At 76.2% G+C, this 24,738-nt stretch carries 18 protein-coding genes; 8 read left to right on the top strand and 10 right to left on the bottom strand.

The features are described from left to right. Positions 1-10: 10 nt before the first annotated feature. The 4 genes from AAEM63_RS14155 to AAEM63_RS14140 form a co-directional block, all read right to left on the bottom strand. Positions 11-934 (bottom strand): hypothetical protein, encoded by a 924-nt coding sequence (locus AAEM63_RS14155; RefSeq protein WP_341358890.1) that lies wholly within the window; start codon positions 932-934, stop codon positions 11-13. A gap of 67 nt (positions 935-1,001) precedes the next feature. Further along, positions 1,002-1,964 carry a 2,3,4,5-tetrahydropyridine-2,6-dicarboxylate N-succinyltransferase gene (dapD, locus tag AAEM63_RS14150; RefSeq protein ID WP_341358889.1) on the bottom strand — a complete coding sequence of 321 codons (963 nt, stop codon included), beginning with the start codon at positions 1,962-1,964 and terminating at the stop codon, positions 1,002-1,004. 28 nt (positions 1,965-1,992) lie between these two features. Beyond that, complete coding sequence (locus AAEM63_RS14145) at positions 1,993-2,886, bottom strand: NUDIX domain-containing protein (RefSeq protein WP_341358888.1); 894 nt, start codon at positions 2,884-2,886, stop codon at positions 1,993-1,995. 3 nt (positions 2,887-2,889) lie between these two features. After that, a complete protein-coding gene (locus AAEM63_RS14140) occupies positions 2,890-4,725 on the bottom strand; it encodes a biotin carboxylase N-terminal domain-containing protein (protein WP_341358887.1) in 1,836 nt (611 codons plus the stop codon). Between the two features lie 346 nt (positions 4,726-5,071). On the opposite strand from AAEM63_RS14140, the gene AAEM63_RS14135 reads away from it, so the two are divergent. Then, positions 5,072-5,905 carry a uracil-DNA glycosylase gene (locus tag AAEM63_RS14135; protein ID WP_341358886.1) on the top strand — a complete coding sequence of 278 codons (834 nt, stop codon included), beginning with the start codon at positions 5,072-5,074 and terminating at the stop codon, positions 5,903-5,905. A gap of 42 nt (positions 5,906-5,947) precedes the next feature. Here the strand turns inward: AAEM63_RS14135 and AAEM63_RS14130 are convergent, their stop codons facing one another. Next, positions 5,948-6,580, bottom strand: coding sequence for a Maf family protein (locus AAEM63_RS14130; RefSeq protein WP_341358885.1), 633 nt, complete (start codon positions 6,578-6,580; stop codon positions 5,948-5,950). Positions 6,581-6,821: 241 nt separating this feature from the next. Between AAEM63_RS14130 and AAEM63_RS14125 the strand changes: the two genes are divergently transcribed. The 5 genes from AAEM63_RS14125 to AAEM63_RS14105 all read left to right on the top strand — a co-directional run bounded on the left by AAEM63_RS14125 (position 6,822) and on the right by AAEM63_RS14105 (position 16,541). Continuing rightward, complete coding sequence (locus AAEM63_RS14125; RefSeq protein ID WP_341358884.1) at positions 6,822-8,852, top strand: Hsp70 family protein; 2,031 nt, start codon at positions 6,822-6,824, stop codon at positions 8,850-8,852. A 5-nt stretch (positions 8,853-8,857) separates the two neighbouring features. Then, positions 8,858-11,539, top strand: coding sequence for a LuxR C-terminal-related transcriptional regulator (locus tag AAEM63_RS14120; protein ID WP_341358883.1), 2,682 nt, complete (start codon positions 8,858-8,860; stop codon positions 11,537-11,539). 153 nt (positions 11,540-11,692) lie between these two features. Next, positions 11,693-13,054 (top strand): IniB N-terminal domain-containing protein, encoded by a 1,362-nt coding sequence (locus AAEM63_RS14115; protein ID WP_341358882.1) that lies wholly within the window; start codon positions 11,693-11,695, stop codon positions 13,052-13,054. A 161-nt stretch (positions 13,055-13,215) separates the two neighbouring features. After that, on the top strand, positions 13,216-15,012 hold the full coding sequence (locus AAEM63_RS14110) for a dynamin family protein (protein ID WP_341361380.1): 1,797 nt from the start codon (positions 13,216-13,218) through the stop codon (positions 15,010-15,012). Then, positions 15,009-16,541, top strand: coding sequence for a dynamin family protein (locus AAEM63_RS14105; RefSeq protein ID WP_341358881.1), 1,533 nt, complete (start codon positions 15,009-15,011; stop codon positions 16,539-16,541). Before AAEM63_RS14110 ends, AAEM63_RS14105 begins: the two co-directional genes overlap by 4 nt. On the opposite strand, the gene AAEM63_RS14100 is transcribed toward AAEM63_RS14105, so the two are convergent. The 5 genes from AAEM63_RS14100 to AAEM63_RS14080 all read right to left on the bottom strand — a co-directional run bounded on the left by AAEM63_RS14100 (position 16,491) and on the right by AAEM63_RS14080 (position 22,543). Continuing rightward, positions 16,491-17,015, bottom strand: coding sequence for a hypothetical protein (locus AAEM63_RS14100; protein WP_341358880.1), 525 nt, complete (start codon positions 17,013-17,015; stop codon positions 16,491-16,493). The genes AAEM63_RS14105 and AAEM63_RS14100 overlap by 51 nt on opposite strands. Before the next feature lie 93 nt (positions 17,016-17,108). Next, the gene (locus AAEM63_RS14095; RefSeq protein WP_341358879.1) at positions 17,109-18,794 is read right to left on the bottom strand and encodes a DUF885 domain-containing protein; all 1,686 of its coding nucleotides are present in this window, start codon (positions 18,792-18,794) and stop codon (positions 17,109-17,111) included. Beyond that, on the bottom strand, positions 18,791-20,263 hold the full coding sequence (locus AAEM63_RS14090; RefSeq protein WP_341358878.1) for a polysaccharide biosynthesis tyrosine autokinase: 1,473 nt from the start codon (positions 20,261-20,263) through the stop codon (positions 18,791-18,793). Before AAEM63_RS14090 ends, AAEM63_RS14095 begins: the two co-directional genes overlap by 4 nt. A 52-nt stretch (positions 20,264-20,315) precedes the next feature. Then, the gene (locus tag AAEM63_RS14085; RefSeq protein WP_341358877.1) at positions 20,316-21,218 is read right to left on the bottom strand and encodes a hypothetical protein; all 903 of its coding nucleotides are present in this window, start codon (positions 21,216-21,218) and stop codon (positions 20,316-20,318) included. 11 nt (positions 21,219-21,229) lie between these two features. Then, positions 21,230-22,543 (bottom strand): oligosaccharide flippase family protein, encoded by a 1,314-nt coding sequence (locus AAEM63_RS14080; RefSeq protein ID WP_341358876.1) that lies wholly within the window; start codon positions 22,541-22,543, stop codon positions 21,230-21,232. Between the two features lie 147 nt (positions 22,544-22,690). Here AAEM63_RS14080 and AAEM63_RS14075 point away from each other — a divergent pair, with 147 nt between their 5' ends. Continuing rightward, positions 22,691-23,407: a sugar transferase gene (locus tag AAEM63_RS14075; RefSeq protein WP_341358875.1), complete on the top strand. Its 717-nt coding sequence runs from the start codon at positions 22,691-22,693 to the stop codon at positions 23,405-23,407. A 21-nt stretch (positions 23,408-23,428) separates the two neighbouring features. Next, on the top strand, positions 23,429-24,730 hold the full coding sequence (locus tag AAEM63_RS14070; protein WP_341358874.1) for a DUF1972 domain-containing protein: 1,302 nt from the start codon (positions 23,429-23,431) through the stop codon (positions 24,728-24,730). Positions 24,731-24,738 lie beyond the last annotated feature (8 nt).

The following is a 24,738-nucleotide window of genomic DNA, read 5'->3' as shown; positions in this document are numbered from 1 at the left end:
ACGGGCGAGGTCACGCCAGGACCACGACCACGCCCGGTGCCGCGGCGCCCGCCGCCACGGCGACGGCCTCGGGCAGGTCCGCCTCCGCGGCCACGGTCCACCCCTCCTCGCCCGCGCGCACCCACGCCCGCCCGTCGACGACCACGGCCTCGGCTCCGGTGTCGGTCGCCGTGGCGACGGCCCACTGGGCGACGGCCCAGCCGAGACGGTCGGGGGAGGGGTCGCGTCCGCCGGGCAGTGCCGTGGCGTCGACGGCGAGCACGCCGCCGGCCGTCACGGTGGCGGTGAGACCGAGGTCGCGCTCCACGCGCTCGGCGACGCGGGCGAGGCGCTGCGGGACGGTCGGGTCCTGCCCGGTGGCCTCCGCCGCGGCGACCGGACCGGTCGCGCCGGTGCCGCCGTCCGTCGCGGCGTCCGCCGGCAGGTCGCACGTGAGGGCGGCCGCCGAGTAGCCCGACAGGGCCGAGGCGAACCCCCGGCCGCGGTCCTCGTGCTGGGCGTAGGCGTCGGGGAACGCGGAGCGCTGGACGTTCTGGGCCGCCTCGGTGATCTCCTGGCCCTCCCAGTCCTGGACCGTGACGAGCACGTCGTAGAACGCGTTCGTGGCGTAGACGGGGTCCATGATCTGCTCGACCGTGCCCCAGCCCTGCGACGGCCGCTGCTGGAACAGCCCCACCGAGTCGCGGTCGCCGTAGTCGATGTTGCGCAGCTTGGACTCCTGCAGCGCGGTGGCGATGGCGATGGTGGCCGCCCGGGCGGGCAGCTCGCGGCGCAGGGCCACCCCGGAGAGCAGCGCGGCGTTGGCGGCCTGGTCGTCGTCGAGGGCGACGGCGGTGCCGTCCGCGAGCGTGACGGTGCAGCTCCCGGCCGCGCCGGGGGAGGTCAGCACGTTGAGCCCGACCACGACCGCCCCGACCGCCAGGGCCAGCGCCACGAGGAGGGTCGCGGCGCCGCCGAGGCAGCCGCGCCGCCTGGACCCCCGGGAGCCGGACCGGGCCACCTCAGGCGTGCAGGGCGGCGTTGAGCTCGATGCCCGTGCCCTTGCGGGGGATCGCCTCGACGGCCCCGGAGACGGAGTTGCGCCGGAAGAGGAGGTTGTCGCGGCCCGAGAGCTCGCGCGCGGAGACGACGCGCGGCTCCTCGAGCTGGCCGTGCTCGGGCCGGGTGCCCGCGCCGCTCAGCACCGAGACCTTCGTGCCCGCGGTGAGGTAGAGACCGGCCTCGACGACGCAGTCCGCCCCGAGGGAGATGCCCAGACCGGCGTTGGCGCCGAGCAGGGAGCGGGGACCGATCGAGATGACCTGCTTGCCGCCGCCCGACAGGGTGCCCATGATCGACGCGCCGCCGCCGATGTCGGCGCCGTCGGAGACGACGACGCCCTGGGAGATCCGGCCCTCGACCATCGAGCGGCCGAGCGTGCCCGCGTTGAAGTTGACGAAGCCCTCGTGCATGACGGTCGTGCCGGGGGCGAGGTGCGCGCCGAGGCGCACCCGGTCGGCGTCGGCGATGCGCACCCCGGCGGGCATGACGTAGTCCACCAGCCGCGGGAACTTGTCGACGCCGTGGACGGTCACGTGCCCGCGGGCCGCGCGCAGGCGCGCCCGGGTGGCCTCGAAGCCCTCGACGGCGCACGGGCCGGCGGAGGTCCACACCACGTTGGGCAGGACGCCGAACAGGCCGTCGAGGTTGATCGTGTTCGGGGCGACGAGCGTGTGCGAGAGCAGGTGCAGGCGCAGGTAGGCGTCGGCCACGGTGGCGGGGGCGGCGTCGAGGTCGATCTCGGTGCGCACGACCTCCGCGCGCACGCCCCGGGCGGGGTCGGCGCCGGCGAGCCGATCGAGGTCGGCCCCGTTCGCGCCCGCCGGGGCGGCGCCCAGCGAGGGCTCGGGGTACCAGACGTCGAGGGTGTCGCCGGGGTCGGTGACGGTGGCCAGGCCGAAGGCCCATGCGGTGCGGTCGGTCATGGCCCCAGCCTACGTGGGTGACGGCCCCTCAGTGCCGCACGAGGCGCGGGCCGACGACGGCCACGGCGCCGGCCCGGCGCACGCGGTCGGCGAGCTCGCGGTCCGCCGTCGCCACGGCGACGACGGTCGCCGGGTCGCTCGTCAGGTCGGCCACCGCGGCGACGACGGCGTCGTCGCCGCTGCCCGGGGCGTCGACGACCCGCACCCCGTCGGCCGGGGGCAGACCGCGCGCCGCGCCCTCGGCGACGAGGACGACCTCGGGGTACCACCGTGCGCCCGGCAGGCCGAGGGCAGTGGCGGGCAGGCCGTCCCCGGCGAGACCCACGAGGTGGTCCCGCAGCCGGACCGTCGCCCCGGCCCGGTCGGACCACCAGCCGTCGGGCCGAGAGCCCACCACGTTCGCGGCGTCGACGACCAGGACCAGGCGGCGCGTCATCGCGGTGAGCTCGGGCAGGGCGGCGCCGAACGCGGGCAGCAGCGGCAGGGCCGTGACCTCCGCGAGGTCCACCCAGGCGACCTCGAGGCTCTCGGCGTCGCTGACCTGAGGGGTGAACGGCTCGACGGCCTCCGCCACGACGGTCGTGTAGGACCACTGCGGGTGCGCCAGGGTCCGGTCGGCACGCACCCGCAGAGCGCCAGGAAGCACACCGGCCTCCTCGACGGCCTCGCGCACCGCGCCGTCGACGGCCGGCTCGCCGTCGCCGAGGGCCCCGCCGGGCAGGCCCCACGTGCCGCCGTGGTGGGACCACAGCGCGCGGTGCTGGAGCACCACGCGCACCCGGCCGGCCTCGCGACGCCAGACGAGCAGGCCCGCGGCGCCGTTGAGCCCCCAGTGCTCGGCGCCGCACGAGCAGTCCACCCAGCCGTCACCGGACCGGCGGTGCACCCGGGCGTCCGGCGGCGGGTGCTCGTGCGGGCTCAAGGGTCAGTCCGTGCTGTCGCCGTCGTCGAGGGGGTCGATCTGGCAGATGACGGCGCCGCTGGTGACGTTCTGCCCCACCGCGGCGCTCATCGAGTGCACGCGGCCGGCCCGGTGGGCGAGGAGCGGCTGCTCCATCTTCATCGCCTCCAGCACGACCACGAGGTCCCCCGCGGCGACGATCTCGCCGTCGGCGACCGCGACCTTGACGATCGTGCCCTGCATCGGTGAGGTCAGGCCCTTGCCGTTGGTGCCGGGGCCCGCCGTGGCGCGCGCGGTGCGTCGCAGCGGCCGGCGGCCCGCGCCCCGGGAGGCGGAGATGCCCAGCGCGGCGGGGATGACCACCTCGAGGCGCTTGCCGCCGACCTCGACGACGACCCGCTCGGTCGCGGGCGCCTCCTCCTCGGCCGCGGCGGGGGAGGGCTGCGTACGGGTGGAGGGCAGGGCCCGCAGGCGCTCGGCGTAGTCGGTCTCGATCCAGGTGGTGTGCACCCGGAAGGAGTCCGCCCCGTCCGCGGCGACGAAGTCGGGCTCGGCGAGCACGCCGCGGTGGAACGGCAGCACGGTCGGCAGCCCGACCACCTCGGCCTCGCGCAGCGCCCGCCGCGCCCGCTCGATGGCCTGGGTGCGGGTCGCGCCGGTGACGATGATCTTGGCGAGCATGGAGTCGAAGGCGCCGGAGACGGCGTCGCCGGCCACCACCCCGGAGTCCACCCGCACACCCGGGCCGCTCGGCCACGTCAGGGAGCTGATCGTCCCCTGTGCCGGCATGAAGCCCGAGGCCGGGTCCTCGCCGTTGATCCGCAGCTCGATGCTGTGGCCGCGGACGGCGACCTCGTCGTAGCCGAGCGGCTCGCCGGCGGCGATGCGCAGCTGCTCGCGCACGAGGTCGATGCCCGAGACCTCCTCGGTGACCGGGTGCTCGACCTGGAGGCGGGTGTTGACCTCGAGGAAGGAGATGGTCCCGTCCGTCCCGACGAGGAACTCGCACGTGCCGGCGCCGACGTAGCCGGCCTCGCGCAGGATCGCCCGGGAGGCCGTGACGAGGCTGCTCTCCTGCTCGGCCGTGAGGAACGGTGCCGGCGCCTCCTCGACGAGCTTCTGGTGGCGGCGCTGGAGGGAGCAGTCACGGGTCGAGACCACCACCACGGTGCCGTGCGCGTCGGCGAGGCACTGGGTCTCCACGTGGCGGGGACGGTCGAGGAAGCGCTCGACGAAGCACTCGCCGCGCCCGAACGCCGCCGTCGCCTCGCGCACGGCGGAGTCGAAGAGCTCGGGGATCTGCTCCCGGCTCCGGGCGACCTTGAGCCCGCGACCGCCGCCGCCGTACGCCGCCTTGATGGCCACCGGGAGGCCGTGCGCGTCGGCGAACGCGAGGACCTCGTCCGGGCCCGTGACGGGGTCGGACGTGCCGGGCACGAGCGGGGCGCCCACGCGCTGGGCGATGTGCCGGGCGGTGACCTTGTCCCCCAGCGCCTCGATCGCCGACGGCGGCGGGCCGATCCACACCAGGCCGGCGGCCTCGACGGCGCGCGCGAAGTCGGCGTTCTCGGAGAGGAACCCGTACCCGGGGTGGACGGCGTCGGCGCCGCAGCGGCGGGCGACGTCGAGGAGCTTGCCGGCGTCGAGGTAGGTCTCGGCGGCGCGCATCCCGCCCAGGGCGAAGGCCTCGTCGGCGAGCGTGACGTGCAGGGCGTCACGGTCGGTGTCGGCGTAGACCGCGACGGTGGCGATGCCGGCGTCGGCGCAGGCCCGGGCGACGCGCACCGCGATCTCGCCGCGGTTGGCGATGAGCACCTTGGTGAGCCGGCGCTCGGCCGGCTGGCTCACGGTGCTCGTCATCTGCTCTCCTGGTCGATCGGGCCCCGGGGGGCGGCGCAGCACGACGGGGCGTCCCGCGGGTTCCGTGCTCCCTGACCGGCTCACGTTAGCCGCGGGGGCCGTGCGCCTCACAACCGGACCCGCGTGCGTGCGGAAGTCTGTCCATCCCCGCAAGCGAGCCGAAATGAACTTGTGGGATGTTCACAAACAACCGGGAGGTCTCGACGGCCCGGGACGGTGACCTTCGTAGCACCCGGACAAACACCGTCCCGCGGAGAGGTGCGCCGGGGCGTGGGCGGTCCGGAAGGGACCGTCCCGCGCGGAGGTGCGCCGGGCGTGAGCGGTGCGGAGCGGGCAGCATGGGGTGGTGCCCGAGGTCCCGCCGCGCCCCCACCCGATCACCGGTCAACGGTTCACCTCGCCCGTCCCGCCGGGGACGGGCTGGCCCGGGGACCCCGCGCTCCCCGGCACGCCCGTCGCGCGCGACGAGGCCCAGGTCGCGGCCCTCGCCAGCGGCGCGGGGGACGTCGCCGCCCTCGACGCCCGCGTCTCGGTCTGCCGGGCGTGCCCGCGACTGGTCGCCTGGCGGGAGGAGGTGGCCACGGCCGGGCGCCGGGCCGCGTTCGCCGACCAGCCGTACTGGGGGCGTCCGGGGCCCGGGTTCGGCGACCCTCGGCCGCAGGTGCTCGTCGTGGGGCTCGCGCCCGCGGCGAACGGAACCAACCGCACGGGGCGGATGTTCACCGGCGACCGCAGCGGCGACTGGATCTACGCCGCCCTGCACCGGGCCGGCTACGCCAGCCGCCCCACCAGCACCGCCGCGGGTGACGGCCTCGAGCTGACCGGCGTGCGCATCGTCGCCGCCGTGCGCTGCGCCCCGCCCGCGAACCGGCCCACCCCGCTCGAGCGCGCCACCTGCGGGCACTGGCTCGACCGCGACCTCGAGCTGGCCGCACCGGGGCTGCGCTCGCTCCTCGCGCTCGGTGCCATCGGCTGGGACGCGACCCTCGCCGCGGCGCGGCGCCTCGGCTGGGAGGTGCCGCGGCCGCGGCCCAGGTTCGGCCACGACGCGCGGACCGAGCTGCGCACGCCCGAGGGCCGGACCCTGCGTCTGCACGGCAGCTACCACGTCAGCCAGCAGAACACCTTCACCGGACGGCTCACCGAGGAGATGCTCGACGCGGTCATCGCCCGGCTGTGACGGGCACCGGCGCAGGCGCCGGTGCGGGGACCGCCGGCGGGGCTACCGCGGCGCCCAGAGGTCCGTCCACGCCAGGCCCAGCTCCGCCAGCAGGACCCGGACGAGGGGCAGGCTCACGCCGACGACGCCGTGGTAGTCGCCCTCGATCGCCGTGACGAACGCCCCGCCCAGGCCGTCCACGGTGAACGCCCCCGCGACGGCGAGCGGCTCGCCGGTGGCCACGTAGGCCTCGATCTCCTCGTCGGTGAGGTCCGCGAAGTGCACGACGGTCGAGGACGTCCCACCCGCCTCCCCGTCGCCCGGACGGACGAGCCAGTGCCCGGTGTGGAGGACACCGGACCGGCCGCGCATCCGGCGCCAGCGGGCGACGGCGTCCGCGGCGTCGGCCGGCTTGCCGAGGACGTCGGGGCCCGACCCGTCGTCCAGCTCGAGCATGGAGTCACACCCCAGGACGACGTCCGTGGAGGGCGCGTGCGAGGCGACGTCCTCGGCCTTGGCCCGGGCGAGCACGAGCACCTGCTCGGCGGCGGGCATCGTCCCGCCGGCGTCCAGCACGGCCGTTGCGAGCACCGCGGGCTCGTCGACGTCGGAGACGCGGACGTCGGGACGCACGCCCGCGGAGCGCAGGGTGGCGAGGCGTGCGGGGGAGGCGGAGGCCAGGAGCAGGGTGGTCACCGCGCCCAGGGTAGAGACCCGTTCCCGGGCGCGCGCGGTCTGGTACCACCCTCGCCCTCCCCACCTGCGGCGTTGCTGTCCGGGGCGGTTCGCGACAATTTTCGCCCGTATCACAGGGGGCGGCCGTCCGGTAGAGCCCGGTTCTTCGGACCCGCTACCCCTAGCGGTGACGGCCGTACCGCTCTAACCTCGACAACGGAGCAGGGGGGCTGATGAGCCGGAAGGCTCGGAGGACTTGCTCATGAGCTATGGCCTCGGCATCGACGTCGGGACGACCACGGTGACAGCGGCGTTGGGCCGCGAGACGGACGAGCCCCCGGAGGTCGTGGGGCTGGGCAGGGGGAGTGCGGCGGTCCCCGCGGCCATCGGCCTGCGCGAGGACGGCACCACGGTCGTGGGCGAGGAGGCCCTCGAGCTGCGTGACACCGCGCCGGAGCGGGTCTGCGTCGGGCTGGTCGAGCGGGTGGGCGACCCCGTCCCGGTCCACCTCGGGGACATCGCCGTGCGTGCGGAGGACCTCCTGGCCGCCCTCGTGCGCCGCGTCGTCGAGCGCGTCGAGGAGCAGGAGGGCGCGCCCCCGGCCGCCGTCGTCCTCTGCCACCCGCCCACGTGGGGGCCCTACCGCACCGACCTCCTGCGCGAGTCGCTGGCCGGTGTCGGCCTGGCTGCCGCGACCCTCGAGCCCACCACCGTGGCGACGGCCCGGGCGCTCGAGGCCCAGCGCGCCCTGCCCGACGGCACGACCGTCGCCGTCCTCGACGTCGGCGGCGGCACGGACGCCGCCGTGGTGCGCCGGACGGGCCCCGGCTCCTTCGAGCCGGTCGGGCGTCCCGGTCGCGACGGGGCGACCGGGACCGCCGACCTCACCGAGGCGGTCCTCTCCCGGGTGCTGGCCGGTGTGGGCACCGCCGTCGGTGCCCTCGACCGCGACGACGCGGCCGTCCGCTCCGAGCTGGCGCGGCTCCGGACGGACTGCGAGCGGGCGACCCGGGCGCTGAGCGCGGACCCCGAGACCGATGTCGTCGTGCCCGGGCCGGACGGGGAGCGCCACATCAGGCTCGTGCGCTCGGAGTTCGACGCGCTCGTGGCCGAGCCGGTGGCCCGGACGGTCCGGGTGCTCACCGACACCCTCGCCGCCGCGGGTCTGGCGGAGGTCGACGAGGTGCTCCTCGTCGGTGGCGCGGCCTGCGTCCCCGCTGTCGTCCAGGGGGTGTGCGAGGCGCTCGACCGGGCCGTCGTCGTCGCGGACGCGCCGGGGACGGCCGCGGCGCGCGGGGCCGCCCTCGGCGCGGCCACCCTCTCCCGTCCGGAGCCGGCCGCCCCGCCGGCCGAGCAGGACGAGCCTGTGGCGGCGACGCAGGCCGGGCTCGTGACGGTGTCCTCGCCGGCGGTCGCGGCGATGGACGTCGGCGCCCTGACCCGGGTGATGTTCCTCGGTCGGCGCGGCCTGCGGGCCATGGCGGTCGCCGCCGCGGTGACGACCATCGTCGTCGTCACCGCGGTCGCCGGGCAGACACCGGTCGAGCCCGGCGCGCCCGGGGGCGGCACCTTCCTGTCGCTCCTGCCCTTCCCCGGCAAGCCGGCGACCGCGGCCGCCGGGCAGACCGAGGCGCCCGCAGGCGGCACCGACGCCGAGGGGACCGGACCCGGCGCGACGACGCCGGGCACCGCGGGTACGGCGGGCACGGCCGGCACGGGGGCCGGGGGACGTACGGACTCCGCGGGCGAGACCGGTCCCGGCACTCCGCGACTCCTCGCGGCCGCCGGTGTCGAGGAGCACGCGGGGACCCCGCTGGCCGCGCCCGAGTCCCCGACCGCGCCGGCGACCCCCGGGCCGACAGGTGGCCCCACCGCGTCCGGGACGACGCCGGGCAGCCCCACGACGAACCCGACCACGCCGACGACACCGGCGACGGACCCGACCGAGCCGGCCCCGGACCCGACGACACCGGCCCCGGACCCGACGACACCGGCACCGGACCCGACGACACCGGCGCCGGACCCGACGACGCCGGCACCGGACCCGACGACGCCCGCGCCGGACCCGACCGAGCCGGCCCCGGACCCGACGACCCCCGCGCCGGACCCGACCGAGCCGGCCCCGGACCCGACGACCCCCGCGCCGGACCCGACCGAGCCGGCCCCGGACCCGACGACCCCCGCGCCGGACCCGACGACCCCCGCCCCCGACCCCACCACGCCCGCCACCGAGCCGGCCCCCGACCCCACCGACCCACCCGTCGAGCCCACCGCCGCCCCGACCGCCGGGTGACCGCGATGGCGACCGCCCGTCCTCCGCTCCGCGTCCCGCCGCTCGCCCGGCACGACCAGGCCGAGGACCTGCTCCGTCTCGCGGACGCGCCGGGGCTGCTCCTCGCGAGCATCACGGGCCCGGGCGGCTCGGGCAAGAGCGTGCTGCTCGCCGCCCTCGCCGAACGGCTGCACGGCGCCGGCGTGAGGACGGCCGAGACCGCCGGCGCCGACGTCCCGCCGGGCGGCGCCGTCCTCGTCGACGACGCGCACCTCCTCGTCGACGACGAGCTCGACGCGCTCACCCGGCTCGCGCACGCCGGCACGCACCACCTCGTCGTCGCGCACCGGCCCGGCCCGGGCCGATCCCACCTCGACCGGGTCCTGGCCGCGATGGGCACCCGGCGCCGCCGGGTGGTCCTCGGGCCGGTCGGCCTCGCCGAGGTCGCCCGGTACGCCGAGGAGGTGCTCGGCGTCGCCCTCCCGGCGGAGGCCGTGGCCGAGCTGCACCGCGCGACCGCCGGCCTGCCGTGGCTCATGCACCGGGTCGCGGAGGCGTGGGAGCACGGCCGGCTCCCCGTCCCCGTCGTGCCGCCGGAGGTGGCCACCCGGCTCGGCGTCGAGCTCGACCACCTCGAGCCCGCCACGCAGGAGCTCCTCCTGGCCCTGGCGGTCGGGTTCGACCTGTCGGGCCCGGTCCTGCCCCCGGCCGTCCTCGAGCACGGCTCAGCCGTCGTTGACGCCGCGCGGGACGAGGGCCTGCTCGCGCGCGGCGCGACCGGCGTGCCACTGGTCGGCGCGGCGGTGCTCGCCGGGACGGACCCGCACCTCCAGCACGCGCTGCGGCACCGGCTCGTGGAGACCGTCGTCGAGGCGGGGCGGCCCATCGGGTCCACGCTCGCGCGCGACCTCGCCGACGCCGGTGTGCGTCACCCCGCCCTCGCCCACGCGCTCCTCGGCGCCGGTGACGACCTCGTCTCCGACCGGCCGGAGGAGGCGGCCGGCCTCTACCGCGCCGCCGCGGCGGCCGGTGCGGGGGAGGACCTCACGGCGGCCCGTCGCGCCCGTGCCGCGGCCGCGGCGGGGGACACGGAGGCCGCGTCCCGGCTCGTCGACGACCTGCTCTCGCGGCCCGAGCCGCCCGTGCTCGCGGTCGACGTCGCCGCCGCCGTCTGGGCGCGCCGAGGCATGCTCGTCCGCAGCGCGGAGGCCTACCGCTGGCTGGGCCCACGGGTGGGCAGCTCCGCGCCCGTCGCCGCCGTGACCATGCTCGGCACGGGCGACCTCGACGGCGCGGAGAGCCTGCTCGCGGGCGTGGTGGGGTCGCCGACCACGGTGGGGGTGGCCACCCGGCTCATGGCCGAGGGGCTGCGATGCTCGGTGGTGGGCAGCCCGACGAGGGCCCTGGCCCTGCTCCTGCGTGCCTCGGACACCCTCAGCTCGGCTGCGGCGCCGCCCCCGCTGCCCGAGCTCCCCGCGGTCCTCGCCGCCCTCGTCGCTCTGCAGAACGCCGAGGCGCCGCTCGCGGGCACCGTCCTCGACGACGCCCTGCGCGCCGGCCAGGGCGGTGCCGCGGTCCGACCCCACCTCCTCCTCGTGCGGTCCTGGACGGCCATGCTGCGCGACCAGCCCGCGCCCGCCCGGGCGGCTCTGGCGGAGGCGCGGGAGCACCGCCTGGACGGGCGCGACCGGTGCCTGGCGCTGACCCTCGACGTCGGCCTGGCCCGACGCGCCGACGACGCCGCCGCCCTGGTGCGCGCGTGGAGCGCCGCCCGGGAGCAGCTGCTGCGCTGCCCCTCGGACCTGTTCACCATCCAGGCGCTCGCCGAGCTGCACGTCTGTGCCGCCCGGCTGCGCGACACCGAGATCCTCGAGCCGCACCTGACCGACGCCTGGGCGCTGCTGGAGCGGCTGGGCCGCCCCGCGCACTGGGCGGTCCCCCTGCACTGGGGTGCGGTCCAGGCCGCGATCCTCGCCGACCGCCCCCAGGACCTGCGTCCGCACGCCGCCGCGGTCGTCGCGGCCGCGCCGACGAACCGTCTCGCCGCGGCCCTGGCTCCGGCCGGCCGGGCCTGGGTGCGGGTCCTGGCACGGTCCTTCGACGCCGCAGAGGTGGAGGAGGCTGCCGAGGGGCTCGCCCGCGCGGGGATGGTGTGGGAGGGGGCCCGGCTCGTCGGTCACGCCGCCGCGCGGGCCGACGACCGGCGCGAGCAGGGCCGTCTCCTGGCCCGCGCCAGGGCCATGCACCCCGTCCGTGCGACGGTCCCCGAGGCGGCACCCGCCGCGGGTCCGACCGGTGCGCCGGCGGCGGGCCCCGGGGTCGGCAGCTCCGGCGGGGGGCCGACGCGGATCGACCACCGGCTCGCCCGCACGGCGCGCCATCCGGTCGACGTCCGCCCGGTCGACGTCCGCCCGGTCGACGTCCGCCCGGTCGACGCTGCGCCACCCACGCCGGGTGGCCCGCCCCGCGCGGCGCCACCCCCGACCGGTGCGGGTGGCGGCGGGGTCTCGACGCTGCTGAGCGACCGGGAGCGTGAGGTCGCCGCGATGGTCCTCGCGGGGCGCACCTACCGCGACATCGGCGAGACCCTGTACATCTCCCCCCGCACGGCCGAGCACCACGTGGCGCGGATCCGGCGCCGGCTCGGGGCGCAGAGCCGCTCCGACCTGCTCGTGCGCCTACGTGCCGAGCTGGGCGGCGGCGGGTGAGGGGCCCGCCGGGCCCGCGCTGGGCGGACGGATCCCCTAACGGGCGCGGGGGAGCGGGGGGCCGATCCCCGATGTGCCTCCCACGGGCCCCGACCTACGTTCGTGACGTCGCCGGCAACGAGGCCGGCACCCTTCGACCGACGAGGACAGATCATGGCAACTCTGGCAAGCACGCTCCTGGACTTCCTGCTCAGCCTCATGAGCGACCCGGCCAAGGTCGCGGCGTTCAACGACGATCCCGAGGGCACGCTGGCCGCGAACGGGCTGGGCTCGGTGTGCACCGACGACGTCGACGCCGTCATGCCGGTGGTCATCGACTACGCCCCGGTACGCATGGACTCCACCTTCGACCGTGAGTACAACACCGGCGGGAACACCTCGTGGGTGGGCAAGCCCGACCGCGACCACGACTACGGCGGCGGCAAGGACCGGGACGACGACCACAAGGACCGCGACGACCACCACGACCGCGACGACTGGCACAAGGACCGCGACGACGACCACAAGGACCGGGACGACCACGACCGCGACGACTGGCACAAGGACCGCGACGACGACCACAGCCACGCCGTCCAGCAGATCCACAACGTGGTGAACAACTACTCCTACACCTCCACGGTGGACGACCGCGACACCGTCGTGGACCAGTCGGTCAACCAGAACATCTGGGCCGACGGCGACGTCCTGCAGCTCTTCGACAACGACGCGGTGGTCTCCAGCGGTGACAACTCCACGGCCGCCGGCGACGACGCCGAGGTCGTGCACAACTCGGGTGCGTACGTCGGGGACGACGGCGACGCGAGCGTCATCGAGAACAGCGGTCAGTACGCCGACCGCGGTGGCGAGAACCAGGACAACGACGTCGAGAACAGCGGCAACCTCGCCGACCGCGGCGGCACGGTCGAGGACAACGACGTCGACGCAAGCGGCAACTCCGGCCAGGTCGCGTTCAACGGCGGCGAGAACGAGTCGACCGACAACAGCGGCAACACCGGCCAGCTCGCGGACCGCGGCGGCGAGATCGAGGACAACGACACCGACATCACGGTCGGCGACGTCACGATCGACGCCTCGGACAACTCCCTCAACGAGGCCGGCCCCGGCGACCTCATCTCCGACAGCGACGTCGGCAACACCGACGTCGAGATCGAGGACTCCTTCCAGGACAACTCCGACAACTCCACGACGACGGACATCGAGGTCGACATCGAGGACTCCTTCAACCAGGACAACTCGGTCGAGACCGACGTCGAGATCGAGGACTCCTTCAACGAGGACAACTCGGTCGACAACTCGACGGAGACGGACGTCGAGGTCGACATCGAGGAGTCCTTCAACGAGGACAACTCGGTCGACAACTCGGTCGAGGCCGACGTCGAGCTCGACGTGGCGATCGAGGACTCCTTCAACCCCGAGTTCGAGGACGAGTCCATCAACGACTCCGTCATCGTCGAGGACAACGAGGTCGACGTCGAGCTCGTCTCCGAGACCGGACCGGGCGACGCCGCCGCCTGATCCACCGCACCGCGCCGCCCCGGCCCAGCGACCACACCCCCCCCTGCCGCTGGGCCGGGTCCGGCGCGTCAGGCGCTCCGACCGACGAACGGGACCGCTGAGGGCAAGGACGCAGCACAGGAGGACACGTGGAGGACCTGGTCGGGCTCGTCGAGCAGACCATGCGGCTCGTCGGCGCCGGGGACCGGCTCGACCTGCGCCGCCGCCTCGAGCAGACCCGGGCCCGCCTGCTCGACCCGTCCGTCCGGGTCGTCGTCGTCGGGGAGCTCAAGCAGGGCAAGAGCCAGCTCGTCAACGCCCTCGTGGGCGCGCCGGTCTGCGCGGTCGACGACGACGTCGCCACCGCGGTGCCCACGATGGTCCGGCACGGGACGGAACCGGCCGCGGTGCTCGTCGCCGCGGGGCCGGCCGGCCCGGACGGGGAGGCGGTCCCCGAGCGGCGCGCGGTCCCGCTCGGGGAGGTGGCGTCGCACGTCTCGGAGCGCGGGAACCCCGGCAACGCCGAGAACCTCCTCGCTGCCGAGGTCGCCCTGCCCCGCAGCGTGCTCAAGGGCGGGCTGGTCCTCGTGGACTCGCCGGGTGTGGGCGGGCTGGACTCCGGCCACGGGGTCGCCACCCTCTCCGCCCTGACGACGGCCGACGCGGTGCTCTTCGTCACCGACGCCTCCCAGGAGCTGACCGAGCCCGAGATCCGCTTCCTCAGGCAGGCCCTGCGCGTGTGCCCCAACGTCGCGTGCGTCCTGACCAAGACCGACCTGTACCCCCGGTGGCGGCGCATCGCCGAGCTCGACCAGGACCACCTGGCGACCGTGCGCGGGGACATCCCGCTCATCCCCGTGTCCTCGGTGCTGCGGCTGACGGCCGCGCGAGAGGCCGACCCCGAGCTGAACAAGGAGTCCGGCTTCCCCGCGCTCGTGGGCCACCTGCGCCACCAGGTGCTGGGCCAGGCCGAGCGGCTGAGCCGGCGGTCGGTCGCCAACGACCTGCTCTTCACCGCCGAGCACCTCGAGCTGGCGCTGCGCTCGGAGCTCGACGCGCTCAAGGACCCCGACGCCGCCCCCCAGATCATCGCGGGGCTCGAGGCGGCCAAGCAGCAGGCCGACGAGCAGCGGCGGCGATCCTCACGGTGGCAGACCACCCTGGCCGACGGGATGGGCGACCTCATCGCGGACATGGAGTACGACCTCCGCGACCGGATGCGCTCCGTCCAGCGCGAGGCCGAGGCGGCCGTCGACGCCGGTGATCCCGGCCAGGTCTGGCCGGAGTTCACCGAGTGGCTCGAGCAGCGGGTCGCCTCCGCCGTCTCCGACACGTTCGTGTGGACCAACGAGCGCTCGATCTGGCTGGCCGCGCAGGTCGCGGCCCACTTCGCCCAGGGGCAGGTGGCGCTGCCGACCCTCCAGGTCGCGGACACCTCCGACGTCCTGGACCCCGTCCCGGACGTCGGCGAGCTGGACGACGGCCACCTCGGGGTCGGGCAGAAGATCCTCGTCGGCATGCGCGGGTCCTACGGCGGCGTGCTGATGTTCGGCCTGCTCACCGGGATCGCCGGCATGGCGCTCATCAACCCCATCTCGGTCGGCGCGGGCGTGCTCCTCGGCGGCAAGGCGTACCGGGAGGACAAGGAGGCGCGCCTGCGCAGGCGCCGGTCGGAGGCCAAGACCCTGGTGCGGCGCCAGATCGACGACGTCGTCTTCCAGGTGGGCAAGCAGCTGCGGGACCGGCTCCGGCTCGTCCAGCGGCTCACGCGGGACCACTTCACCGAGATCGCCGAGGAGCAGCACCGCTCCCTCGCCGACTCCGTGGCGGCGGCGCAGCGCGCCACCACCACCCTCGCCGCCGGACGGGAGAGCCGCATGAGGCAGATCGACGCCGAGCTGGAGAAGGTGGCGCGGCTGCGCCGCAGCGCAGCGGCCCTCGACCGGGCAGCACCCGCTGGCGCGGCGGTGGCCCGGTGAGCGCCGCGACCCTCGCCGCGGCGCGCGCCCTGGTGGCCGACGCGCTCGACGTCCTCGGCGAGGACGCCGCGGACCGGGCCGCGCTCACCGGGCTGGCCCGGCGACTGGACGAGCCGCTGCGCATCGCGGTGGCCGGCATGGTCAAGGCCGGCAAGTCCACGCTCATCAACGCCGTCGTCGGGGAGGAGATCGCCCCGACCGACGCGGGGGAGTGCACGCGGGTGGTCACCTGGTACCGGTACGGCGCGGCGCCGTCGGTCACCCTGGTGCCGGTGGGCGGGGGGCCCTCCCGGGCGCTGCCCGTGCGGCGCGAGGACGGTCGGCTGCGGCTCGACCTGGGCGGGACGGCACCGGAGGAGGTCGAGCGCCTGGTCGTCGAGTGGCCCGCCCGGGCGCTTCGCGACCTCGTGCTCATCGACACCCCGGGGACGTCCTCGCTCTCCACCGAGGTCTCCGCCCGGACCGCGGCCGCCCTCACGCCCGAGGACGTGCCGGCCGAGGCGGACGCCGTCGTCTACCTCATGCGCCACCTCCGTGCGGCGGACACCGCGTTCCTCGAGGCCTTCCGGGACGCCGCCGGGGGCAGCGCCAACGCCGTCGCCGTGCTCTCCCGGGCGGACGAGATCGGCGCCGGCCGGCTCGACGCCCTCGTCTCGGCGCGGGACATCGCCTCCCGGGCCCGCGAGGACCCCGCCCTGCGCGAGCTCGCCGTGGCGGTGGTGCCGGTGGCGGGTCTGCTGGCACAGAGCGCCCGGACGCTGCGCCAGAGCGAGTTCGACGCGCTCAGCACGCTCGCGGCGCTCGAGCGCGCCGACACCGAGCGGCTCCTCGTCTCGGCCGACCGGTTCGCCACCGCCGAGGCGCCGGTCGACCAGGCCGAGCGTGCCGCCCTGCTCGACCGCTTCGGGGTGTTCGGCGTCCGCCTGGCGCTGGTCCTCCTGCGCGGTGGCGTGGCCCAGCCGACCCGGCTGGCGGGCGAGCTGGCCCGCCGTTCGGGGCTCGGTGAGCTGGTCCGGGTGGTGGAGGACCACTTCCAGGCCCGGGCGGAGGACCTCAAGGCCCGCACCGCCGTCGTCGCGGTCGAGCGGATGCTGCGGGCCCGGCCGCGGGCGGGCACCGACGGCCTCGAGCGCGCCCTGGAGCGCTTCCGCGCGGGAGCGCACGAGCTGGAGGAGCTGCGCCTCCTCGCCCGTGCCCGCACCGGCGGGCTGGGCCTGCCCGCCGGCGTCGAGGCCGACGCCGTGCGGGTCCTCGGCGGGCGGGGCACCACGGCCGCCGAGCGGCTGGGGATGGAGGCCGCGGCACCGGTCGGGGCGATGCGCGCCGCCGCCCTGGACGAGCTGCGACGGTGGCGGTCCCTCGGCGCGAGCCCCTTCAGCGACCGGGCGACCGCCCAGGTGTGCGAGCAGGTCGCGCGCAGCTGCGAGGGGGTGCTCGCCGGGCTCGCCGAGGAGGCCGCGACCGCGTCGTGGCTGGCCCTAGGGACGCGACCGGGCCAGGAGGGTGACGAGGAACGCCAGGCCGGCTGAGGCGAGCTGGCCCAGCACGAGGACCCGCGTCGTCGTCCCGGCCGGGCCCGGCTCGGCGAGGAAGCCCTCCGCGAGCAGAGCCAGCGGCACGTGCGCCGCCAGGACGACCGCCTGGACGGCCCTCGTGCCGCGCCGCCGGCGGACCAGCCGGTGCAGCAGCAGCGCCTCGACCGCGGTCACCACCACGAGTGCGCCGATCGTCGCCCACAGCACCGTCGTGGCCAGGCTCTCGACCTCCCCGGCCGGCCGTGCCGGGTCGAGGTCGGCGAGCATGGTCACCACCCGGGACCGGTTCTCCTCCCGGGCGACGACGGCGAAGCCGGCGGCGATGAGCCCCGCCGCGATGCTCACCAGCCACACCAGCCGGCCCGCGCGCAGCGCCCCGGGCAGCGGCGGGTCGACCGGCGCGGTCGGCGCCGGCGTGGAGTCGGACATCGCCGGGCGCGCGGGCGGGTTCGCGTCAGGCTGCGCCATGGCGCGACTCTAGCGGCGCGTGCGTGCCCGGCAGGGGCGGTTCGGGGGCCGGACCGGGCGCGGACCGGGCACGGCCGGGTGGCCGGCCGCACCTCAGCCGAGCAGTGCCTCGCGCAGGACGTCCAGCCCCACCGAGCCGACGTCGAGGGCGCGCCGGTGGAAGGCCCGCAGGTCGAAGGTCTCGGGCTCGGCCGCCCGGGAGGACTCGCGGATCTCCTCCCACAGGCGCTGGCCGATCTTGTAGCTCGGCGCCTGGCCGGGCCAGCCGAGGTAGCGGTCGAGCTCGAAGGCGAGGAACGGCTCGGGCATGTTGGCGTTGGCGGTGAGGAACGGCCACGCCCTCGCCGCGTCCCACGTCCCGCCGCCCCACTCGGCCGGGGCCTCCTTGCCCAGGTGCACGCCGATGTCGAGGACCACCCGGGCGGCCCGCAGCCGCTGCCCGTCGAGCATGCCCATCCGGTCGCCCGGGTCGTCGAGGAAGCCCAGGTCGGCCATGAGGCGCTCGGCGTACAGGGCCCAGCCCTCGCCGTGGCCGCTGACCCACGACCCCTGGCGCCGCCAGGTGTTGAGGGTGTCGGCCCGGTAGACGGTCTGGCCGATCTGGAGGTGGTGGCCCGGGACGCCCTCGTGGTAGACGGTCGTGCGCTCGCGCCACGTGGCGAACTCCGTCACCCCGGCCGGCACCGCCCACCACATGCGTCCGGGTCGCGTGAAGTCCGAGCTCGGCCCGGTGTAGTAGATGCCGCCGGACTGGGTGGGCGCGATGAGGCACTCGAGGCGCCGGACCGGGGCGGGGATGTCGAAGTGGGTGTCCGCGAGTGCCGCGACGGCCTCGTCGGAGGTCCGCTGCATCCACGCCCGCAGCGCGTCGGTCCCGTGGAGCATCCGGGCGGGGTCGGCGTCGAGGCGTGCCATGGCCTCGGTGACGCCGGTGCCCCGGCCGTAGAGCTGCTCGGCCACCGCCTCCTGCTCGGCGACGATGCGGGCCAGCTCGCCCAGCCCCCACTCGTAGGTCTCGTCGAGGTCGACGGCGGCGCCGAGGAAGTAGCGCGACCACAGGGCGTAGCGCTCGCGTCCTACCGCGTCGGCCTCCGGCGCGTCGGGTGCGAGCTCCTCGCCGAGGAACCGGGCGAGGTCGGCGTAGGCCTGACGGGCGTCGGCCGCGCCCGCGGCCAGCGCCTCGCGCAGGGCCCGGGAGGGCACCTCGCCGTCGGTGGTGGCGCCCCGGACCAGCCGGGTGAAGAACGAGGTGTCGGTGTCGGCGAGCTCGTCGGCCTGGCGCAGGCACGCGGTGACCTGCCGCAGGGCGGCGACGTGGCCGGCGCCCTGGGCGGTGCGCAGGGACTCCTGGTAGCCCTCGAGCGCCTCGGGGAGGCGGCTCAGGCGGGCGGCGACCTTCTCCCAGTCCTCGGCGCTGTTCGTGGGCATGAGGTCGAAGACGTCCCGGAGCGCCTGCACGGGCGAGGCGATGACGTTGAGGGAGCGCAGGTCCTCGCCCGCCTCGGCCAGCTCGATCTCGAGGCCCAGACGTTCGCGCATCGCGGCGACGGTCACCCGGTCGACGTCGTCCACCGGGGCGACCGCGTCGAGCGCGGCGAGGGTGCTCCGCGCCAGGGCGGTGACCTCGTCGAGGCCGGCGGGGGAGAGGTCCGGCAGGCGGTCGTCGTGGCCGGGGACGCCCAGCTCGGTGGCGAAGAGCGGGTCGAGCTCGACGGTGCGGCGGACGTGCTCCTCGGCGACGGCGTCGACGGGCGTGGGGGTGCGGGTGGTCTCGGTCACACCGGGAGCGTAGTACCGGACGGCGGCGACCCGGGCTCGGCGTCGGGGACCCGGCGCGAGACCCCCAGCTCGGCGGCGGCCTCGGCCGGCGACTCCGGCCGGCGGGGCGTCTCCCCGGGCCCGCGCGAGCGGTAGGACTCGTAGCCGTACCGGTTCGCGTCACGGCGGCCGACCTTGTTGAGCACGACGCCCAGGACGTGCGCCCCGACCTGGTCGAGGGCGTCGAGCGCCTCGCGCAGCTGGGCCTTGTGGACCTTGTCCGCCCCCGCCACGACCAACGTGCCGCCGGCCAGCTTGCCCAGCACCGCCGCGTCGGTGACCGGCAGCAGCGGCGGGCTGTCCACGACGACGATGTCGTAGGCGGCCACGAGGTCCACGAGCAGGGTGGCCATGGCCCGGGAGCCCAGCAGCTCGCTGGGGTTGGGCGGGACGTCCCCGGCCGGGAGGACGTCCAGTCCCGTGCGGCGCCACCGCTGGACGACGTCGGCGGACTCGGCCCGGCCGATGAGCACCGTCGTCAGGCCCGCGGCGCCCTCGAGGCCGAGGTACTCCGCCACCGAGGGGCGGCGCAGGTCGGCGTCGACGAGGAGGACGCGGGCACCGGTGTCGGCCAGCGCCAGGGACAGTGCGATGGACGTCGTCGACTTGCCCTCACCGGGCAGGGAGGAGGTCACGACGATGGACCGGAGCTTGTGGTCGAGTCCCACGTACCGCAGGTTCGTGCGCAGCCGTCGCACGTCCTCGGCCCGGGAGCCGTGCGGGTCGTCGACCATGAAGGTGGGCGACGAGCGGCTGCCGGTCTCGTACTGCACGGTGGCCATCACCGGCACCCCGGTCAGGGCGGTGACGTCCTTCGCCCCGCGGACCTTGGTGTCGAGCAGCTCGCGGGCCACCGCCGTCACGGTGCCCAGCAGCACCCCGAAGACCAGGCCGAGCGCCACGTTGAGCACCGTGTCGGGCGCCGAGGGCTCGGTGGGCACACGGGCCTCGGTGACGATGGTGGCCTGGACGGGCTGGGTCCCGTCGGAGCGCTCGGGCGAGAGGTCCTCGGCGACGGCGGACAGCTCGTCGGCGACGGCGTCGGCCAGGTCCGCGGCCAGCTGCGGGTCCTCGTCCGTGGCCGAGATGTCGAGGATGACCGAGTTCGGCAGGATGGTGGCCGTGAGGGCCTCGGCGAGCTCGTGGGCCTGGACGTCGAGACCGAGGTCCTCGATCACCGGGTCGAGGACCATGGGCGAGGCCGCCACGGCGGCGTAGGAGACCATCTGCCGCTCGGCGAACGTCGAGCCCTGGTTGAGGTCGGAGATGGACTCGCCGCCCTCGGCGGCGAAGAACATCCGGGTCGTGGCGGTGTACTGCGGGACCGCGGACAGGGTGAGCGCGACGGCGGCCCCCAGCGTGAGCAGCGCGATGAGGACGATGGTGGACCAGCGCTTGCGCAGCACGCCGAGGTAGTCGGTGAGGTCCATGGGGCCGTCCTTCGTGTCCCTGGTGGTGGGGGTGGCGTCAGTGTGACACAGGTCACCCCGGGGTACCGCGGGCGTCAGCAGCGAGAGCGGCGAGGTCGACGTCGGTGTACACCGCGGCGAGGAGGGCGTCGTTGCGTCCGGCGGCGACGTTCTGGCCGTAGAGCCCGGCGCGCTGGGAGCGCAGCACGACGGGGAACTCGGTGCGCCGCGCCACGACCTGCCGGACGGGCACGCCGTGGCGCAGGGCGACGACGTTGAGCCAGACGTCGTCGTTGGCGCGGGTGAGGGTGAGGAAGCCGGTGCCGGCCCGGCGGAGGGCGTCGAGGACGGCCGGGGGGTAGAGCACCCCGCCGACGCCGGTGAGGAAGTGGCGGTGGGCGGGGGTCGTCGTCCGGCACGGCGGCCACGTGGCGTACGGGGCGAGCCGGTCGCCGTCGAGGACCATCTCCCACGCGCGGTAGCAGCTCACGACGCCGGGCTGCTCGGCATAGGCGGTGAGCAGCCCGGCGAGCCAGCCACGCGGGTACAGCACGTCGTCGTCGGCGGTCGCCAGCGGCAGGGCGTGGCGCTCGTGGGCCATGACGTAGGGGTGGTACTTCGTGTGCGGGCCGACGTCGGTGGTCGCGACGACCTCCAGCCCGCGCCGGCGCAGCCGCTGCAGCTGCGGCGTGAGCCGCTCGGCGTCCGCCCGGCCGACCCACAGCACGATGCGGCGTGGGCGGACGATGCCCCGGCCGACGGACTCGACGGCGTGGTGGGCCGTGGCCAGGCGCGGTCCGTAGGTCGTCAGGGACACGACGACGTCCGCGTCACCCGTCACCGGGGCGCGGCTCAGGCGGTTGCGCACGGCGAGGCGGAGCTGGAGCCACGCGGTCGAGACCCGTCGGGCGGTGCGGGCGGCGGCCGGCTCGGACCGCGGGCCGGCGCCGGCAGCGGACGGGTCGGGACTGCCCATACCTGCTCCTCTCACCGGTGCCGCAGGCCCCGGACGGCGCGCACGGCCTCGCGGGCGTCCGACCGGCGCACACCGTAGAAGGCGCTCATCGGCACCCCCGCCACGCGGCGGAGCCACCAGATGTTGAGGTTGGACGACAGGAGACTACCCACGAGGGTGGCCGCGGCGGCGCCGATCGCGCCGTGGGCGGGGACGAGGAGGAGGACGAGGACGACGTTGACCGACGCCGCGACGGCGAGCGAGGCGCTGCGCAGGCCCGGGTGCCCCCGGGCGGAGAGCCCCGCACCGGCCACCGAGCCAGGCACGCCCAGCACCACGGCGACGACGAGCAGCCCGGCGGCCGGTACCGACGCCGCGAAGCCGGCGCCGAAGACGACCGGCACCCACGCGGGCATGGTCACCCCCACGACGAGACCGACGGCGGCGCTCGCGGCCGCGCTCAGCCGGGCCGAGGCGGTGAGCCGGGCGTCGTCACGGGCGGCGGCGTCGGCGGAGAACGTGACGTCGCGCACCGCCGCCGAGAGCACGAGCGGGACCTCGCTGATGTTGACCGCGACGACGTACAGACCCAGCTCCGCGGCACCGGCGAGCGGGGTCATGAGGACCTGGTCGACGCGGGCGAGCAGCACGCCCGAGAGCGACCCCACCCAGAGCCGCAGGCCGTAGCCGAGCAGCGGGGGTGCGGCGGCGCCCGTCCCGAGCCGCCCACGCAGGGGCAGGTACGCCAGGCCCGCGACGACCGGCGCGGCAGCCGTGGCCACCGTCGCGGTCAGGGGCGTGAGCGCGCCGGCGGCGGCGAGGAGCGCCACCGCCCCCAGGCGCACCACGGCACCGGTGACCCGCTCCCGGGCGACGAGCCCCCATGCCTGCAGACCGGCCGCGGTGGCGCGAAGCACCCCCACGGCCAGGGCCGGCACGATCGCGGCCGCTCCCAGCATCACGAGGGCTGCGAGATCGGCGTCCCCGCCGGCGAGCACCCCGGCGAGGAGGACGACGGCGAGGGTGGCGACCGCCCCCGCCCCGGCGAGGACGGCGAGGGCCCGCCGCGTCACCCTGGAGGCGACCGCCTGGTTGCGGGCGATCGCGTACGTGGCGGACTCGGGCACCCCGAGGGTGGCGAGGGTGACGGCGAGGAGGAACGGCGCGGTGGCGGCAGCCAGCTCGCCGCGGCCGGTCACGCCCAGGGACTGCGCGAGGATCGGGGCGGCGACCAGGGCGGCCACGGCCGGGGCGAGGTTGCCGACGACCGTGGTGAGCACCGCCCGCGCGAGGGGCGCCGACGGGGAGCTCCCTCCGTGCGCCGGTCCGCCGGAGGCCGCCGTCATGGCTGGCACGGTACCGCCCGCCACCGCCGATCGGACGCTCTTGGGCACCCCCCGGATGGGGGGTCGTGAACCCCGCGCCTGGGGGTTCCGGGCCTCACCGGCCGCTCCCTACGCTCGCCGGAGAGGACGAGGCGATTGGGGGCCCCGGTGGCGATCGTGGAGCAGCGCGCGACGACAGAGATCGGCTGGCCGGTCACCGCGCCGCTGGCACGCCCGTTCACGCGGACCCGCGACCGGCGGGTTGTCTCCCTCCCGGCGCTCAGCGCCGACGCCGCACTCAAACGGGCGATGGACGTCGTGGTCGCGGTGGTCGCCCTGGTGCTCCTCACCCCGGTGCTCCTGGCGGTCGCGCTGGCCGTCGCCGCCGGGGACGGCGGCCCGGTGCTGTTCCGCCAGGTCCGGGTCGGGCGCGACGGACGCACCTTCACCATGCACAAGTTCCGCTCGATGACGGTTGACGCCGAGTCCCGTCGCGCCGGGCTGACCCCGTTCAGCGACGGCAACGGCGTCCTGTTCAAGATGCACGACGACCCGCGCGTCACGCCCGTCGGCCGGTTCCTGCGGCGGTACTGCCTCGACGAGCTCCCCCAGCTGTGGGACGCCCTGCGGGGCCACATGAGCGTGGTGGGCCCGCGCCCGGCCCTGCCCGACGAGGTGGCCCGGTACGACCCGGCAGCCCGGCGCCGGCTCCTCCTCAAGCCCGGGATCACGGGGCCGTGGCAGATCAGCGGCCGGTCCGACCTGTCCTGGGCGGAGTCCGTCCGTCTCGACCTGGACTACGTCGAGCACCGCTCGCTTCGGCGTGACGTGGTCATCCTCCTGCGGACGGCCGGCGCCGTGCTGCGCGCCGACGGCGCGTACTGACCCGACGGAAGCGAGGCCACCATGAGCGCAGGGTCGGGCCGGTTGCGCATCGCCTTCCTCGGGACCCGTGGTGTCCCGGCCCGCTACGGCGGCTTCGAGACGGCGGTGGAGGAGGTCGGCAGCCGCCTCGCGGCCCGCGGCCACGACGTCCTCGTGTACTGCCGGACCGGTGGCAAGGCTGGTCCGCCGGAGCACCTCGGGATGCGGCTCGTGCACCTTCCCGCGCTGCGACGCAAGAGCCTCGAGACCCTGTCCCACACGGCCCTGTCGGTGGGGCACCTGCTCGCCGCCGGCCGTCCCGACGTCGCCATGGTGTTCAACGCCGCCAACTCCCCGTTCCTGCCGGCGCTGCGGGCGCTACGCGTGCCGGTGGCGCTGCACGTCGACGGGCTCGAGTGGCGGCGGGCCAAGTGGGCCGGTGCGGGTCGGGCCTACTACCTCCTCGCGGAGTGCCTGGGGGTCCGCTGGGCGGACGCCCTCATCGCCGACGCCGAGGGCATCGCGGAGTACTACCGGGCCGAGTTCGCGGCCGAGAGCAACCAGATCGCCTACGGTGCACCCATCGTGGCGCCCGGGTCGGACCGGCTGGCGGAGCTGGGCCTGCTGCCGGGCCGCTACCACCTCGCGGTCGCCCGGTTCGAGCCCGAGAACCACCTCCACCTCGTCGTCGAGGGCTACGTCCGCAGCAGCGCGAGGCTGCCGCTCGTCGTCGTCGGCACGGCACCGTACTCGAACGAGTACACCGCGACGGTCCACGCCCTCGCCGACGACCGGGTGCGCTTCCTCGGCGGGATGTGGGACCAGGAGCTCCTCGACCAGCTCTACGCGGGCTGTGCGACGTACCTCCACGGACACAGCGTGGGCGGGACGAACCCGTCGTTGCTGCGGGCGATCGGGGCCGGCGCGCCCTGCCTCGCCTACGACGTCCCGTTCAACCGCGACGTCCTGGCCGAGGCTGGGCAGTACTTCGTCACCGTGGCGGACGTCGCCCGTGCCGTCGAGTCGGCCGAGGCCGACCCCTACGCCACGGCCCGCCGCGGCATCCGCTCCCTCGAGCGCGCCCGTCGCTACGACTGGGAGGAGGTCGCGGACGCCTACGAGGCGCTCGCGACCCGCCTGGCCGTCGGTGGCCCGGTGCGGGTCAGGCCCACCGGCCACCGGGCCGGGGTCGCGGCCTCGTGGGGCGTCCCGCGCCCGCAGCCGGTCCCCGTGCTACCGGCGCCCGTGGCACCACCCGAGCTCGTCCCGGCCGTGCTCGAGCCGCACGTGCTCGGACCGGCGACGGCGTCGAGACTGCGAGCACCCTTCCCCCGCGCGTCCTGAGGTGCTGG

Origin of the sequence: Georgenia sp. M64, assembly GCF_038049925.1 — a bacterium.
GTDB lineage: Bacteria > Actinomycetota > Actinomycetes > Actinomycetales > Actinomycetaceae > Georgenia.
The sequence above is the reverse complement of the archived record's forward strand: the minus strand, read 5'-3'. Positions and strand labels throughout refer to the sequence as shown.